Raw genomic sequence first — 16274 nt, 5'->3', positions numbered from 1 at the left:
TGTTGTTAAATGGTTTCCAAATAAATTCTCTGAAGTTCATCTGCTGTAACAGAACTGGCCTGCAGGATATGAACAAGGCTGCCTTCTTTCATAATCCCGATACGCGTTCCTACATTCACCGCATTGAAGATATCATGCGTAGCCATCATAATACTCTTCCCTTTGGCTGCAAGATCTTTACAGATCCTTGTAAATTCGGCGGTGGCTTTCGGATCAAGTCCTGAAGTGGGTTCGTCCATTAAGATGAGGTCCGCATTTTTTGCAACAGCAATAGCAATGGCTACTTTCTGACGCATCCCTTTAGAATAGGCAGACAGTTTTTTGTGATGGGCAGCCTTCTGAAGACTTGTATTCTCCAAAAATGCTCCAAGCTCTTCTTTGGAATAGCAAAACCCAGCCATCTGACTGAAAAAACCTAAATTTTCAATTCCTGTAAGATTGGGATACAACTGTACCACTTCCGGAATATAGGCTATATACTTTTTAGTGGTTCCACCATTCATTTCCACCGGAATTCCATTGATAAGGGCCTGACCTGAGCTGGGTTTTAAGAATCCTAAAAATATATTGATTGTGGTTGTCTTACCGGCTCCGTTTTGCCCGAGCAGACAGAAAATTTCTCCTTTTTGTACGGATATATTGAGACCGCTTAGAGCAGTGACATGGTTGTACTGCTTACTAAGCTCAATTGCTTGTAATATTGACATGAAAATGTATTATGTAATTAAATAATTAAAATGGTAAGCCCGCAAAAGCAGGCAAAGGATATTTAAAAATTATCATACACCGGAGGACCTCTGTCCGCTAAAGAAAAAAGAGTGTTAGAAAATAGAAATCCGGGAGAAGAGAAAATTTTTCCCGTAATTTTTGTTAATGAAAATGCAGCAGTATCAATCTTACCGATTCCTCCTTCACCCCATAGTTTGTGGTGGCAGACCGGACATTTTGTATCACATGATGAAAAAGCTTTTTTAAAGATCTTTCCATTCTCTTTTGAATGCTGAAGAGAGTTTCCTGCATTCTGACTGTGAAGAAAATGATGGTGAAGATATTCTGCCGGAGAAACAGCAAAAGCATATACAGCAATGAATATTGCCGTTAAAAAGTTTTTAAAATGCTTCGTGATTCTCAATAGATAGATTTACTGATTGAATTTGAATGCTGCGAAATTAAAAAATATTTAATGAACTGACGACTTTACTTAAAACCAATTTCAATCTTCTTCAACGATTGCCGCTATTCAATTATGGGTAAGATTTTGCTTTTAATCCTGCTTTTTCTAATAAAGTAAGGCTTTCCGGTGTGATCCGGTCTGCAAAAACAATCCGAAAATGATGGCTGTACTTATCCGTAAATGAAAATGTATTTCCCGGAGTAAAAAGAATTCTGTTTTTGTCACAATAATCAAAGAATGCCTTCATATCTGTTCTTTCCGGTAGTTTTCCCCAAATACTGTAACCTCCCTGAGGACTTTGAAAACAGGCATCGTCGGGAAAGTAATGACGTAAGGCATCAAGCAGCTCAACGGCTTGTCTGTTCAGTTGTTTTCGGAAAGATCGCAGGTGCCTCTCATAGCTGTTTCCCTGAAGAAGTTTCAGCATCAGCTCCTGATAGATCGGAGAAACAGATCTACCCATAGCAAACCTTGCCTTTTCGGAACGGGAATAAAAACGTCCGGTATTCAGCCAGCCTAAACGGATACCCGGGGCCAGTGTTTTTGAAAACGAAGAATAGGTCATTACCAGGCCGGAATGATCAAAGCTCCTGATACAACTTGGCCTTTTTTCACCAAAATAAAGATCACCATATACTTCATTTTCAATAATCGGGATCTGATAAATGGATGCAACGGCTAACAGTTCTTTTTTAGCGTCATCACTCATAACGATCCCGGTCGGATTTTGAAAATTTGGCGTTAATATCACCGCCTTTACCTCATTGGAGACACAGACCTTTTTTAAGTACTCTGTATCAAAACCTGTTTCATAGTGTACAGGAATTTCAATTATTTTAAGACCTAGATTGGCCACAGCCTCCAGAATGGAAAAGACACACGGACTTTCAACAGCTACGATGTCACCAGGTTGAATGACTGCTCCCAAAGCTATGGTGAGAGCCTGCAATGCACCATCTGTAATGATCAGTTCATCGGGATTCATTAAGCACCCATGTGATGCCATCTGTTTGGAAATTTGTTTTCTAAGGTCCTGCAAACCATTGGAAGGATAGTACCTCAACAATGCAGCTCCCTTTTCACGGATGACTTCCTGCATCGTTCTGAGGATAAGTTTTTGAGGAATTACAAGATCTCCCGGCGCTGCGCTATTGAAAGAACTCACTTCAGAAGGTTTGTTTCTGGCTGAGGTGAGCATAATATTTTTCGCAAATTCAGGATCTCTTACCACAAGAGGCATCTCTACTCTGGTCTGAAAACTATTGTCTTCAGGGGTGTAGGATACAAAATAGCCTGAACTGGGACGGCTTTCTACCAATCCTTTTATCATAAGATGATCAAAACCACTTTGAACTGAACTTGTACTCAAATTATATTGAGTTTTAATCACCCTGACGGAAGGTAACCGCTGCCCCTTGCTCAGAATTCTCTTTCTGATCTGCTCTTCAATAACTGAAGTGAAAATTTCATATTTGTATGATTTCATCTTTAATCGGATAAACTGTACCGTACAAATTTACAAAATAAGTAACTGTACCGATTAAATTAATGGGAACTGTATCTCTTTTGAATGCTATTATCTTCTAATTTTGAATAAAAAAGATTCATGAATATAATTTCAAAATTTACAGTGGGTTCTGAGGAGGGAATTTCTGATCTTATAACGATTATCGATGCTTCAGTGTATGCATTACACCAGGAACTTGTTCCTGAAAAGGACATCAAAAAACATATTGAAGAGGACATTGATCCCAGAAAGATGATCAATGATCTGAATGACCTTTCCAATCAGCTTATCATTACATACGCAGATGATCAACCTGTGGGATACAGCATTCTTAAAAGCGGCGTGAGTCACCCTTCTCTATCTGAAGAGAAAAGAGCTACAGAGATGAGTTTTGTAATCCTGCCGGAATTTAACTCACCGGAAATCAGGGAATCACTCTGGAAAAAAAGCAGATCTGCTGCCAGCTTCACCGATATTATCTGGATCAATATAATGACGAATGATCCCCTTTTAGAGTTTTTAAAAGAGTCAGGATTTTCCGTAGCAGCTGACACTACAGCAGGACCTTTCCATCTTCCATCCCATATTCTGCAATTAGAAATCAGTAAAAAACAGGAAAATCAACGATTTTACTAAAGCTTAAGGGTACTTCTTTACAGAATAAATTTTAACTTTAAATCAGCTCAAGTGTTCAAAAAATTTTGTGGCTTTTGTGGTGAATGTTTTAATCTCCCACAGATTTCACGGATAACACAGATCATGAAATATGAAGAAGATTTTTAAACATTGTAGATCACTTTAGTTTAAAGTGTTACAGACCTGTGTCATTGTCAAAGGCCATTCAAAGGAAATTGAGAAAATTCTTGGACCGATCAGGAGTGCCTCATAGAAAAATATCAGGATTAACAATGGTTTCTGTATCTTTGATTTTTATAATTTCTGTATTATGAGTGATCAGCTGGAAACCATTGAAGATTATTACAAACGCCTCAGGAAGAATCAGATGAAAATGTTTGATTCGGATGATTTCGAAACCGGAAAGTCGCATTTCAATGTTTCTATGCGGAAGTACTGTAGTTTTAAAAGTCCTTATAACCGCCGTGATTATTATAAAGTAAGCTTTATCCAGGGAAAAGGTACGTTTCAGTATGGTGCTTATGAACTGTATATTGACCGTCCTGCCCTGTTTTTCCCTTCGCCCCATATTCCGTATTCATGGGAATGTGACGGGGATCTTCAGGAAGGATATTTTTGTCTTTTTAATCAGGAGTTTTTTAATGGGAATTCTGAATTCAATTTATTTAAAAAGACTTCCCTGTTCAAAGAATGGAGTAAACCCATTGTTTTTTTAACGGATGAGCAAACGCAGCTGGCGACGCTGTATTTTGAACAGATGTATAAACTGAACAATTCGGCATATCCTTTCCGATGCAGCAGCATCAAAAGCCATCTGGCCTCTGTGATGCATCTTGCCCTGGAAAATCGTGTGGATGACATCAATCCTAATGAGCTTCCGGCCAATATCCGTCTATACCGTTTGTTTGATGAACTTCTTAATAAACAGTTTCCACTGGATTCCCCGGCTTATCCGCTGGCTCTGAAAACGGCTTCTGATTTTGCTGAGCATCTTAATGTCCATGTCAACCATTTGAATTCATCAGTAAAATCGGTAACGCAGCTTACTACGACCCAGATCATTAAAGAAAGGGTATTTGAAGAGTCTAAAAATCTATTAAAATACACGAACTGGGATATTGCTGAAATAGGATATACGCTTGGATTCGACCAGCCGTCTCATTTCAATAATTTCTTTAAAAAGCATGCTGAGGTTTCACCGTTAAAATTTAAGAATTCTAATTAAATCTTTGATTTTTGTAATTTTTACTTTGTCTTTTAAAATTCAACAGGACCTTTCTTGGCTTATTTTTGCACTGTAAAATAACGAACGAATATGTTGTTGAAAGAAGCATCTGAGAAAAGAATCAGATTAATAACCATTATGGCTTTTGTGTCGATCCCGCTTTCGGGGTTTGTCACTGATATTTATTTGCCCTCATTTCCTTCGATGGCCCATGAAATGCAGGTATCCGAAAAAGACATCCAGATCACTTTAACGTCTTACTTACTAAGTTACGGGATCTCCCAGCTGTTTGTAGGTGGAATTCTTGATAGTATCGGGCGTTACCGGCCTAAATTAATTGCCTTATTTCTCCTGATCATCAGCAGTATCCTGATTACAATGACGGACAGCATCCTATTGATCTGTCTGCTCCGTATTCTTCAGGGCGCAGCCGTTTCCATCCTTGTTGTATCTACCCGGGCTATTTTTGTGGATCTTTATGATTCGGAAAAGGTGAAACATTATCTGAGCTATTTCACCATCGTCTGGTCGTGCGGACCTATTCTGGCCCCTTTTCTGGGTGGATATCTTGAAAAACTGTTTAACTGGCACGCGAATTTTTATTTTCTTGCTTTTTATGCAGGTGCTCTGTTTCTGTTTGAATGGTTTTTCAGTGGTGAAAGTTTACCGGAGAAAAAGAAACTTAATCTTTCCGAGAACATCAGTCTTTATAAAATGATGCTTAAAAACAGGATTTTCATGCTTGGAATCTTTATTTTAGGACTGAGCTATTCTATTGTGATGCTTTTTAATATCACGGGGCCTTTTATTATTGAAAACACGTTTCACTTTACGCCGGTAGTCATCGGGTACTGTACCCTGATATTAGGATTTTCATGGATGATCGGAGGTTTTATAGGAAAAAAGAGGCTTAAGCTTGACTTTAAGGACAGAATTTTACAGCCTATCATTTTACAACTGGTACTGATTGTGGGCTTGATTGCCACCAGCTTTTATGCGGAAAGCCTGTTTATCATGATTCCATTTGCCTTTTTCATTCACATTTGTTCGGGAATTCTATTTACTTCATTTTTTACAACGAGTATGCTTTATTTCCCTAAAAATGCGGGAACAGCAGGAGGATTAATGGGCGGACTGGTGTATGTGATCACTTCTATTACAAGTTTTATCATATCTGTCAGTGGCAATGTTACAGAACAGGGTGGACTGGCCTGGCGGTATCTGGCGATTGCGATCATCCTTTTAGGAATTATCCTCGTGATGCATCAGGCAGTTAAAAAAGAAAAAGCAGGGAATTGATTCTCTGCTTTTTTTATGCTTATCAGACGTATGTATAATTTATTTCACGATGAAAAAAGCTAATTTCAAAATAAACAGGACACAAAAAAAGGATTAAATCGTTATTAAATTTACAAATGAACATTTTTCAATATACTTCAAACAGCCAATGAATAATATTTTAAATAAATATTGATTTACAATAAATTACAGATTAAAAAACGCAAATTATTTTTAAGGCAATACTGTCAACAGATCACCGAATATATATTATCAATCTTATTATTTACAATAAAAACAGTTTAATTATCGTATATTTATAAAAATGTCTATTAATACTTTATAAAATGAGTTGTAAACATTCATAATTTTAAAATAATATAAAATGAAAAGTGTTTACATGGGCGAAAGCGATGGGTATGAAATCGGCAGTATACCGATGAAATCGATGAGTATTGCGTACTTAATTCTGGTACATCGCCTCCCAAATCAGTTCAAAAAACTTTTTACAGCCATTTACGAATCTACCAACTTTTATCTTATTCATATTGACAAAAAAGCGAGTCAGGAAATTGGCGAAGAGGTCAGAAACTTTTTAAAACCCTATTCAAATGTACAGATCCTTGACAGTGAAAATGTAGTATGGGGAGGATACAGTATGGTGCAGGCTGAATTGGACGGGATGCAATATCTTCTCAACATGGATGCGAAATGGGACTATTTCATTAATTTAAGCGGTCAGGATTATCCTCTGAAATCACAGAAAATAATTAAAGAGTTTCTATCCAAAAACAACGGTAAAAGCTATATTAAAGTAGCCGACCAGAAAAAATCAAGGCCTGAAACCATGAACAGAATTGAAAATTATTTTGAGGAACTGGAAGATAAAATTTCAGATAAAACCCACAAAAGAAAGTTCATGAAAGATGTTGTTCCTTATATTGGCGGCCAGTGGATGATTTTAACCAGAGACTGTTGTGAATTTATCACGAACAGTACCGAAGTAAAAAAGTTTGAGGAGTATTATCTGAATACCTTGATTGCCGATGAATCTTTCTTTCAGACGGTGTTAATGAATACTTCTTTTACAGGTACTCTGGTAGATGACGACAAGAGGGCCATTATCTGGATTCCGGACGGGGATATCAAATTGCGTCCCAAGACTTTCACAAAAACAGACTTAGATTTTCTTCAGAAAGGGAGTCATCTTTTTGCCAGAAAGTTTGATGATAATGTAGACCATAGCATTATTGACTCTATTAAAATACAATATGATCAGCCTTTTAAAACTGTCGTGAAGATGATAGATGTAAGAAACATAAGCGCAAGTGTTTCTCACTTAAACTAAAATCTACGTCATTATAATATACACCTTAACCACAAGCTGGTTAGGGTTTTTTTGTAAAAATTATCAAAATACGTTATATCCAATTTTGGACATTTCTTCATTTAAAGAGTCTTTCCGATATCAATCTTAAAAAGCTAGCACAGTGTACTACAAATAGACCTATAAAATGAATGTAAGGGATGAAACAGATCACTTCTACTATCTTTTATAGCCCATTGAGAGGATTCCAATCAAAAAGCACTTGAAAAACAAGTCACAAAAAGATATAATTTAAGAAAAACCAGCAGTCCAAAGCAAAAATTACGGAAAATCAATCACAAAATCCATATTTTTAATTGAAAATAAATAAAATCACATTTATTTTTAACAATTTAACAATTAAATAAATTAAAGTATTGTAGATTTAATGATGTAGAAAATGAATCGGAGTAATCATTATTTAAAGAGAAATCTTATCCGATCATTCGATAAACCATTAAAAAAACAAAAAATGAAAACACAAAGCAATTTATTTAGAATGGCCTGTTTAACGGCGATTCTTTTGGCAAGTACATCTTGTGAAAAATCTCAAAAAGACCATCCGGTCACTTTTGATCAAGAGGAAATTATTGATGATGAGTTTTTAACTGAAAAATTTCAATCCCAATTAACTCCTGATTTTGTAATAGACATTCTTAAAAAAAGAAATAAGGAATTTGTGGATGAGAGACTCACCATCCGTAATACTTCACAAAGAATAAGAACGGCTTCTTTAGGACAGTATCCCGGAGCTGTCATCCTTTCATGTTTAGATTCACGGGTTCCGGTAGAGGATGTTTTTCATTCCGGAATCGGTGACCTGTTTGTCGCAAGAGTTGCCGGAAATATAAGCAATGAAGATATTATAGGAAGTCTTGAGTTTGCATGCAAAGTTTCCGGTGCAAAAGTAGTGATGGTCTTAGGACACGAACATTGTGGTGCTATAAAATCTGCGATTGATAATGTAGAACTTGGCAATATTACCGCTCTTTTGGCTAAAATAAAACCGGCCATTGCTGCTGTACAAAATTTCAAAGGGGAAAAAACCTCTAAAAATCCCGACTATCTGGAAGCGGTAACCCAATCCAACATCAATGAAACCATTTCGAATATAAGAAAAAACAGCCCTATCCTGAAAGAAATGGAGGAAAAGGGAGAAATCAAAATTATTGGTGGGGAATATCACATGGAAACCGGAAATGTGGAGTTTATCAAGTGATCATCATAATGGATATTCTTATGGCTTAATAGCCCGATTGTAAAATAAACTCTAACCCGATTCGGGTTGGAGTTTTTCAATGCTCACCGCCATAAAAAAAGTCTTCCCGGAGGAAGACTCAAAAACACAAATGATGAAAAAAAATTATTTTTCGGTCTAAATATAATACATTTTTCACTCTTAAAAAGAGCGGTATCGTGACTTTATGATTTTTTTGTGACTAAAATATTTCACTTCTTTCTTATCATTACAGTAAATAAAACTGATCAAGCTTTTCTTCGCAAAGAGTCTTTACTACTTCTATCCAGCGGTCTTCATCATTCAGGCAGGGAATGTAATGAAAATGTTCACCTCCCGCATGCAGGAACTGTTCTTTTCCTTCTACAGAAATTTCTTCCAGAGTTTCAAGACAGTCGGAAACAAAGGCCGGACAGACAATAGCCAGATTTTTAATTCCTTTTGAAGGAATTGTTTCTAAAGTTTCATCGGTATACGGCTCCATCCACTTATCTTTTCCAAGCCTGGACTGGAAAGAAACAATAGTCTTTTCTCTTGGCAAACTCAGCTTTTCAATCACTTTTTTAGTCGTGTCAAAACACTGGTGGCGGTAACAGAACTGATGGCTTGGATTGCTTTCTCTAGAGCAACAGTCATTAAGATTACAGGTTTTGGTAGGATCTGTTTTATAAATATGTCTTTCGGGAACTCCATGATAGGAAAACTGCAGCGCATCAAAATTTTCCGGAAGTTTCTCCTTAATGCTTTCTGCCAGACAATTGATGTAAATATCTCTGTGGTAAAAAGGCTGAATATAATTGATTCTCACCTTTGGAAATTTCTTTTTTCTTACTTCTTCTGCTTTTTCAATGACAGATTCCGTTGTACTCATGGCATATTGCGGATAGAGCGGAAAAAGCACAATTTCAGAAACCCCCTGATCCACCAGTTTTTGAATTCCTGTTTCAATGCTGGGCCGTGCATATCTCATGCCTATTTCTACGGGAACATCCACAATTTTTTGAAGTTTTTCCTGAACCTTTTCAGTGATAACAATCAGTGGAGAGCCTTTATCCGTCCAAACGGTTTTGTAAGCTTCAGCTGATTTTGCAGGTCTTGTGTTTAAGATAATTCCACGGACAAGCAGCGCACGGAAAATCCAACGGTAATCTATTACCCGTTCATCCATTAAAAATTCGTCAAGATACTCCTTTACATCCTTTACCGCTGTAGATCTTGGTGACCCAAGATTTACCAATAAAATTCCTTTTTTAGCCAATGTTCTTTATTTTAATGATGAATGATTTTATAAAATGGTATTGTCGTGTATTCAATTTAATGCTTTTTTATACGTCTCCAAAGCTCTTGCTCTGGCAAATTTGTGCTCAACCAACGGTTGTTGTATTTCCTTACCCGGAAGCCATTTTTTGATGTATTTCCAATCTTTATCAAACTTTTTGGTCTGCTCTTCGGGATTGAAAATTCTAAAATAGGGAGCGGCATCACAACCACAACCTGCAGCCCACTGCCAGTTTCCATTATTAGCCGAAAGATCATAGTCCAGAAGCTTTGCAGCAAAATAAGCTTCTCCCCATCTCCAGTCGATCAGAAGATGTTTGGTAAGGAAACTCGCAGTGATCATTCTTACCCGGTTGTGCATAAAACCGGTTTCGTTCAGTTCGCGCATTCCTGCATCTACAATAGGATATCCTGTTTTGCCTTCACACCATGCTTTGAACTCTTCTTCATTGTTTCTCCAGGGAATGTCTTCATATTTTTTCTTAAAACAGTGGCTGACGACATGAGGAAAATGAAAAAGAATCTGCATGAAAAACTCTCTCCAGATAAGTTCACTAAGCCATGTTTCGCTATGTTGAAGGGCAAATTTCACACATTTTCTCACAGAGATAGTTCCAAAGCGAAGGGCAATGCCGAGATGGGTCGTATGATCCATGGATGGAAAATCCCTGTATTGCTGATAAGAATCAATGATCTTTTTATCCAGAGAAGGTTTGTTAAACTCCATTCCTGTCTTTTTAAAACCAATGTCCTCAAGGCTGAGCATTGTTTTATGATCTTTTAATGATTCAAAATTGACGAAATCGACGGGATAATCTTGAATATTGCCTAAGTTTTCTCTCCATCTTTTTGAATAAGGAGTATAGACCGTATAGGGAGACTGATCACTTTTCAGGATATCATTTTTTTCGAAGATCACCTGATCTTTGAAGTCTGAGAATGTTACTCCGCTTTTTTCAAGAAAGTCAGCCACTTCCTGATCTCTTTTAATCGCCTGCGGCTCATAATCCCTGTTGCAGAATACGGTATCCACCTCAAAATCTTCAGTCAGTTTTTTGAAGATATCCAGTGGTTTTCCGTAATAGGTTTTGAGTCCGCTTTGATGGCTTTCAAGTTCTTTATTGATATTCTCAAGCGCCTGGTGGATATAGTCTACTCTCTGATCTGATTTATCCTCCAGCTTTTCCAGGATTTCGGAATCAAATATAAAAACAGGAATCACTTTCAGTCCGGCCTTAAGCGCATGATACAACCCTGCATTGTCTTCAAGTCTGAGATCTCTTCTGAACCAGAAAATATTAATTTTGCTCATTTCTCTTCAATTTTTGAAATAAATAAATATTCCACAGAATCATTTCATATCCGTAAACGGTATCTTCTATAGGAATGGTCAGCATTCTGATTCCCATAAAATCCTGAGGATTGTAGTTGACAATCGGAGATTCAAGGCCTGTGCCGGTAAGGATCCCGTTGACCAGCAGAAATCCGGGCATCAGCACCAGATAGATGAATGAAGCTTTGCCGATCCACCTTGATTTTAATACAAAATAAAGCGTGAACATACTTACCGCTGTGGATAAGAAAGTAATAAATGTATAAATCTTATCATGAAAATAAAAAGCAATTCCCACTGATGAAACAATGGAAATGATCACAAATATTTTTTCAGGCAGTGGTTTCCAGTCCAGTTTAAAAAACTGATCCAGACAGAAGTATGTGAAAATACATGAAAAAGGAATACAGAAGAAAAACAGGATTTCTTCAATTGGCAGGTTGTACACCCGGATTCCTAAAAGATAGGTATCATTGAACCACCACACTCCCCTTTTGGTAAACCAGATATCCCAAAAAATAAAAACAAGAGCTACCATCAACGCTGCCTTAAAAAAAGCAGAAAAATGCCTGTTGAATTTTATTTTAGGATGAAATGAAAAAACAAAACAGATGATGACCGTAAAAAAATTAATTAAAAGATAGGTGTAATGGAGCATGATCAGGCTTTATGTTTATTAAAATACATTTTAAAATACTTGATGGGAACCCACAAAAATCCAAAACACTCTCCTTCTTCTTTTCCGGTATGCTTATGATGCTGCTTATGGGCCCGTCTGATAGCCAGTAAATATGGATTTTCTGTATTGCGCAGTATTTTAAGCCGTTGATGGATAAAGATATCGTGGACAAAAAAATAAGCCATTCCATACAAAGCGATTCCCACGGCAATATAAAACCAGAAATTAAAATTCTGTACGGTTCCGTAATACATCAGAAGAATGGTTGGCAAAGCAAAAATGAGAAAGAAATAATCATTTTTCTCCATAGCCCCTTCATTGCTGTGATCATGATGATCCTTATGCAGCATCCATAGAAAACCATGCATGATATATTTATGAATGAGCCACGTCATTCCTTCCATGATGAAAAAAGTACCTACTACAATCAGGAAATTCATTATTTTGTTTTTTTATTGAAGCGTTCTTCTAAAACTTTATACCTGTAGCTGAACACATGCTCAAGCTTTTTTCTTACAAAAATTGTATGGGCTATTTCACCCAGAAATCCCAAAGGAAGTTCATAATCTACTGTGTCCTTCATCAAAACTCCTTCTTCATTGACTATAAATTCGTGGTGATGATTCCAGAGTTTATAAGGTCCTTTTTTCTGAAAATCTGTAAAACTTTTTTGAAAATCAACCTGGGTGATTTCCGTTTTCCATTTCATTTTTATGCCTAATATCGGGGAAACATAATAATCAATAATCATCCCTTCAAAAATCTCATCATCCGTCATTTTGGTCAGGACGATAAAATTCATATCCTTCGGTGTGATTTCCGAAAGGTTATTGGCAGAAGAAAAAAACTTCCATGCTGTTGCGATATCGCAGTTCAGCTGCTGTTCCCTGTAAATTTTATGTATCATTCTATTCTCTAAGATTTAGATATTCGTGAGCTTACAGAAGCGATGCTTTATACTGTACATAACTGCTCATCATTAAAGATAATTTTTTTCCGTTGGATATCCTTATTCTCTGGTTAATCATATTGCTGGCAGAAGTTCGCTTGATTTTCCGGAACAACGAAACATAATACCGATAAGCGAGATAGACTCCGAACCTCGCGGAACCGGGAAGTTTTTTGATCCCCTCCAAAGCGGTTTTAAATTCTTCTTCGATCTCTTTTTCAATATGAGATTTCACGGTATTGTCAAAATAGGAAATATCAACATTCGGAAAATAGCAACGTCCCAAAACCTGATAGTCATCTTTCATATCCCGGAGAAAATTAACTTTCTGAAACGCAGACCCGAGAATCATGGCATAGGGTTTCAACTTCTCAAATTCTTCCGTATTTCCTTCTGTAAAGACATGAAGACACATCAGACCCACCACTTCAGCAGACCCTACAATGTATTCTTTATATAATTCTGAATTATAATCAATTTTCTGCAGATCCATTTCCATACTTTTCAGAAACTGATGAATCAGACTGTAATCAATTTTGTACCGGTGCACCGTTTCCTGAAACGACTGCAAAATCGGATTCAGGGAGATTTTTTCTTCCAGCGCTTCGAAAGTTTCCGCTTTGTATCTTGATAAAAGTTTATGTTTATCATAATCATGAAAGCTGTCTACAATTTCGTCGGCAAGACGGACATACCCGTAAACGGCATAGATCGGATTTCTGATTTTAGGGGAAAGCGCCATTATTCCCAGAGAAAAACTTGTGCTGTATTGTTTAGTTGCTTCTCTGCTCACTTTGTAAGAAAGGTCGTCAAACAATTTTTTCATAATTAATAAATTTTACTGGCTTCGTTAGCTGCTATTTTTCCTGAAATAATAGAGGGGGGAACTCCCGGACCAGGAACAGTAAGCTGGCCTGTATACAAGAGATTCTTTATCTTTTTATTCCGGATGGAAGGCTTTAAAACGGCCGTTTGTGATAAGGTATTGGCAAGACCATACGCATTGCCTTTATAGGCATTATAATCTTGTTGAAAGTCATTAATGCAATAGCTTCTTTTATATTCAATTTTTGAAATAAGATCTGAAGTTCCTGTATGTTTTTCCAATCTTGCGATCATCTCGTTAAAATATTTTTCTCTCATTCCCTCAGAATCTTCTATTCCGGGAGCTACCGGCATCAATAAAAAAATATTCTCACAGTTTTCAGGAGCGGTGCCTTGATCTGTTTTCGATGGGCAACACGCATAAAACAAAGGCTTTGTAGGCCATTTTTTATCTTCATAAATTTCGTGGGTATGAAGTTCCAGATCATTTTCAAAGAAAAGGGTGTGATGCTTCAAATGAGGCACTTTCCCTTTGATTCCAAGATAATAAATAAGACATGACGGAGCAAATGTTTTTTTCTCCCAATAAGATGGCTTGTAGTTTCTATACTGCTCAGGAAGAAGCTGACTTTCTGTATGATGATAATCGGACGAAGCAATGACAAAATCAAATTTCAGGACTTCTCCATTCACTATCAAAGCATTGGCTTTATTGTTTTCAACTGTTATTTTTTCAACATTTGAGTTAAAGTGAAAATGAGCGCCCTGTTCTGCTGCAATCTGCATCATTGCTTCGGTAACTTTTGAAAAACCACCCATCGGATACCAGGTTCCCAATTTATAACCTCCATAATTCATCAGACTGTATAATGCCGGAATATTTTTTGGTGCCGCGCCCAGAAAAATCACGGGAAATTCCATCAGCATAATCAGTTTGGGATGACTGAAATACTTTCTTACAAACTGGCTGAAATTGGTAAGTAAATCCAACTTCAGGGCATTCTTTGCCATTTTGGGTGAAACAAACTCCAACCATGAGTGGCAGGGTTTATTCACAAACTCTTTCATGCCGATTTCATATTTGATCTGAGCATCTTTCATGAAGTCATCAAGCTTTTTTCCGGCTCCCTTTTCCATGCTTTCAAATAAAACCCTCATTTCCTCATAACGGTCCGGAATATTCATCACACCGTCTGAAAATACCATTTCAAACTGAGGATCCAGCGGAATCAGCTCATAAAAATCAGATGACTTTTTTCCAAAATCCTCAAAAAATGCCTCAATAATATCCGGCATCCAATACCAACTCGGGCCCATATCAAAAACATAACCTTCCTCAGTACGAAACTGTCTTGCTCTGCCACCTACCCCACTGTTTTTTTCAAACACGTGTACTTCATTTCCCTCTTTTGCTAAATAGGAAGCTGCAGATAAGCCAGAAAAGCCTGAACCAATGACGGCTATTTTTTTGTTCATGATCAATTTTTTATGAATGAATACTCTTTACTGATGATATCAATAAGGTTTTTAGCATCAATATTGCGGTTGAATATCGGCTGGTGAAATTTTTCAAGTTTGTCCAGAATACGGATCAACTGCATTTTTTCAGAATAACTAAGATCTCCGGCCACAATGTTTGTTGCCGTTCTTATCTTTCTCATCTGATTTTCCAAAGATCTGATACCTGAATTGGTGATCTTTATAATTTTAGTTCTTTTATCGGTATCAGAATCCGACTGTTCTACCAAGCCCAGATTGATAAGCCTGTTGATGATCAACATTCCCACAGACTTTTCGTGAACATTCTTCTTGATAAGCTCCATTTTAGTCATGGCGCCGAATGTTTTTAAATTAATCAGATAAATAAAGTCTTCCTGCGTCGCAAATTCTGAATCGATGATAGCTGATTTTGAATACGATTTGGCATACCTGTTCAAATGAACCAGTGAAGTACTGATGGCGCTTTCAGGACTCCTACCACTCTCTTTACCAGCCCAATAGGGTTCATCTGTTTGATTGTTTAGCGCCAGAGGCTCCTTTCCGCTTAACCATGCCTTAAAGCCTTCAACATCCGAAGGGTAAGAATTCATCTTATTCTCTTCATCAAATTCCTCAAGCAATCTGATAACATCTTTTACGACTGAATAATTCATCTTATTAACAATTAGTACACAAATATACTAATTAAAACAAAATAAAGATTATAAATGAACTAAATTTTAAATTGTAATTGAGTGCAGATTTAATAAACAGATAAAAGAAAAATACCTAAACGCTGAAAAACAAGTTATTAACTTCACCTTAGGAGAACGAAAGGATCGTTTTATTCATCATTTAATAAGCTTTTCTCATGCAAATTATTCAGAAAATATTCATATCAAGGTTTAAACTTTAACATGGATCACCGTTAAAAATTTATATGCTGTTAAGAAAAGTGACTAAATTATCCTGTCTTCCCAGTCCGACCTTGCTTTTTATTCTTGTTTTGTACACTCGGATGGTCGCAGTCGTAGTATCTTCAAGAGCTGATATTTCTTTTGAGGAAAGATTCATTCTAAAATAGGTACAGAGTTTCAGTTCTCTTTTGGTTAAAACCGGATAAAGAACTTCAAGTTTTCCTAAAAACATCTTACTTTCATTGCTGCTTTCATTTACGAAATCATCATTTTTCTTATCGATCTGGATCAGTTTACTCACTTTCAGATGCAAGTCACGGAGAATTTGTTCAGAATCCGCATCGGCAGATTTCTTTATCTTTTTTATGTTCTGCAAAAACGCTTTTTCGGT

At 36.8% G+C, this 16274-nt stretch carries 17 protein-coding genes; 5 read left to right on the top strand and 12 right to left on the bottom strand.

The window, feature by feature from the left end; genetic code table 11:
- Nucleotides 1–5: 5 nt before the first annotated feature.
- From EG346_RS17245 to EG346_RS17235, 3 genes are all read right to left on the bottom strand, one after another.
- Entirely contained in the window at nt 6–707 is a 702-nt protein-coding gene (locus tag EG346_RS17245; protein ID WP_123880374.1) for an ABC transporter ATP-binding protein, read from the bottom strand.
- Nucleotides 708–769: 62 nt separating this feature from the next.
- Nucleotides 770–1132: a hypothetical protein gene (locus EG346_RS17240; protein ID WP_123880372.1), complete on the bottom strand. Its 363-nt coding sequence runs from the start codon at nt 1130–1132 to the stop codon at nt 770–772.
- Nucleotides 1133–1244: 112 nt separating this feature from the next.
- Nucleotides 1245–2660 (bottom strand): aminotransferase-like domain-containing protein, encoded by a 1416-nt coding sequence (locus tag EG346_RS17235; protein WP_123880370.1) that lies wholly within the window; start codon nt 2658–2660, stop codon nt 1245–1247.
- A gap of 120 nt (nt 2661–2780) precedes the next feature.
- On the opposite strand from EG346_RS17235, the gene EG346_RS17230 reads away from it, so the two are divergent.
- The 5 genes from EG346_RS17230 (at nt 2781) to EG346_RS17210 (ending at nt 8405) form a co-directional block, all read left to right on the top strand.
- The gene (locus EG346_RS17230) at nt 2781–3317 is read left to right on the top strand and encodes a hypothetical protein (RefSeq protein ID WP_123880368.1); all 537 of its coding nucleotides are present in this window, start codon (nt 2781–2783) and stop codon (nt 3315–3317) included.
- Between the two features lie 310 nt (nt 3318–3627).
- Nucleotides 3628–4542 carry a helix-turn-helix domain-containing protein gene (locus tag EG346_RS17225; protein ID WP_123880366.1) on the top strand — a complete coding sequence of 305 codons (915 nt, stop codon included), beginning with the start codon at nt 3628–3630 and terminating at the stop codon, nt 4540–4542.
- A 93-nt stretch (nt 4543–4635) separates the two neighbouring features.
- Nucleotides 4636–5841: an MFS transporter gene (locus tag EG346_RS17220; protein WP_123882748.1), complete on the top strand. Its 1206-nt coding sequence runs from the start codon at nt 4636–4638 to the stop codon at nt 5839–5841.
- 364 nt (nt 5842–6205) lie between these two features.
- Complete coding sequence (locus tag EG346_RS17215) at nt 6206–7168, top strand: beta-1,6-N-acetylglucosaminyltransferase (RefSeq protein WP_228426034.1); 963 nt, start codon at nt 6206–6208, stop codon at nt 7166–7168.
- A 490-nt stretch (nt 7169–7658) separates the two neighbouring features.
- Nucleotides 7659–8405 carry a carbonic anhydrase family protein gene (locus tag EG346_RS17210; protein ID WP_123880364.1) on the top strand — a complete coding sequence of 249 codons (747 nt, stop codon included), beginning with the start codon at nt 7659–7661 and terminating at the stop codon, nt 8403–8405.
- 247 nt (nt 8406–8652) lie between these two features.
- Here the strand turns inward: EG346_RS17210 and hemH are convergent, their stop codons facing one another.
- From hemH to EG346_RS17165, 9 genes are all read right to left on the bottom strand, one after another.
- Nucleotides 8653–9681 carry a ferrochelatase gene (gene hemH, locus EG346_RS17205; RefSeq protein ID WP_123880362.1) on the bottom strand — a complete coding sequence of 343 codons (1029 nt, stop codon included), beginning with the start codon at nt 9679–9681 and terminating at the stop codon, nt 8653–8655.
- Nucleotides 9682–9732: 51 nt separating this feature from the next.
- Nucleotides 9733–11013 carry a cryptochrome/photolyase family protein gene (locus EG346_RS17200; RefSeq protein WP_123880360.1) on the bottom strand — a complete coding sequence of 427 codons (1281 nt, stop codon included), beginning with the start codon at nt 11011–11013 and terminating at the stop codon, nt 9733–9735.
- Nucleotides 11000–11692, bottom strand: coding sequence for a lycopene cyclase domain-containing protein (locus EG346_RS17195; RefSeq protein WP_123880358.1), 693 nt, complete (start codon nt 11690–11692; stop codon nt 11000–11002). The genes EG346_RS17200 and EG346_RS17195 overlap by 14 nt, the downstream gene beginning before the upstream one ends.
- Nucleotides 11693–11694: 2 nt before the next feature.
- A complete protein-coding gene (locus tag EG346_RS17190; RefSeq protein WP_073332502.1) occupies nt 11695–12153 on the bottom strand; it encodes a sterol desaturase family protein in 459 nt (152 codons plus the stop codon).
- A complete protein-coding gene (locus EG346_RS17185) occupies nt 12153–12620 on the bottom strand; it encodes an SRPBCC family protein (RefSeq protein ID WP_073332505.1) in 468 nt (155 codons plus the stop codon). The genes EG346_RS17190 and EG346_RS17185 overlap by 1 nt, the downstream gene beginning before the upstream one ends.
- 31 nt (nt 12621–12651) lie before the next feature.
- Nucleotides 12652–13488, bottom strand: coding sequence for a phytoene/squalene synthase family protein (locus tag EG346_RS17180; RefSeq protein ID WP_073332507.1), 837 nt, complete (start codon nt 13486–13488; stop codon nt 12652–12654).
- 2 nt (nt 13489–13490) lie between these two features.
- Nucleotides 13491–14963: a bifunctional phytoene desaturase/3,4-desaturase gene (locus EG346_RS17175; protein ID WP_123880356.1), complete on the bottom strand. Its 1473-nt coding sequence runs from the start codon at nt 14961–14963 to the stop codon at nt 13491–13493.
- A gap of 2 nt (nt 14964–14965) precedes the next feature.
- Nucleotides 14966–15640, bottom strand: a complete 675-nt coding sequence (locus EG346_RS17170; RefSeq protein ID WP_073332513.1) for a MarR family winged helix-turn-helix transcriptional regulator — start codon at nt 15638–15640, stop codon at nt 14966–14968.
- A gap of 262 nt (nt 15641–15902) precedes the next feature.
- A complete protein-coding gene (locus EG346_RS17165) occupies nt 15903–16259 on the bottom strand; it encodes a helix-turn-helix transcriptional regulator (RefSeq protein ID WP_123880354.1) in 357 nt (118 codons plus the stop codon).
- Nucleotides 16260–16274: the final 15 nt, after the last annotated feature.

Origin of the sequence: Chryseobacterium carnipullorum (genome assembly GCF_003815695.1) — a bacterium.
GTDB classification, from domain to species: Bacteria; Bacteroidota; Bacteroidia; order Flavobacteriales; family Weeksellaceae; genus Chryseobacterium; species Chryseobacterium carnipullorum.
Note: the sequence above shows the minus strand (reverse complement) of the source record. Positions and strands in the feature narration are given on the sequence as shown.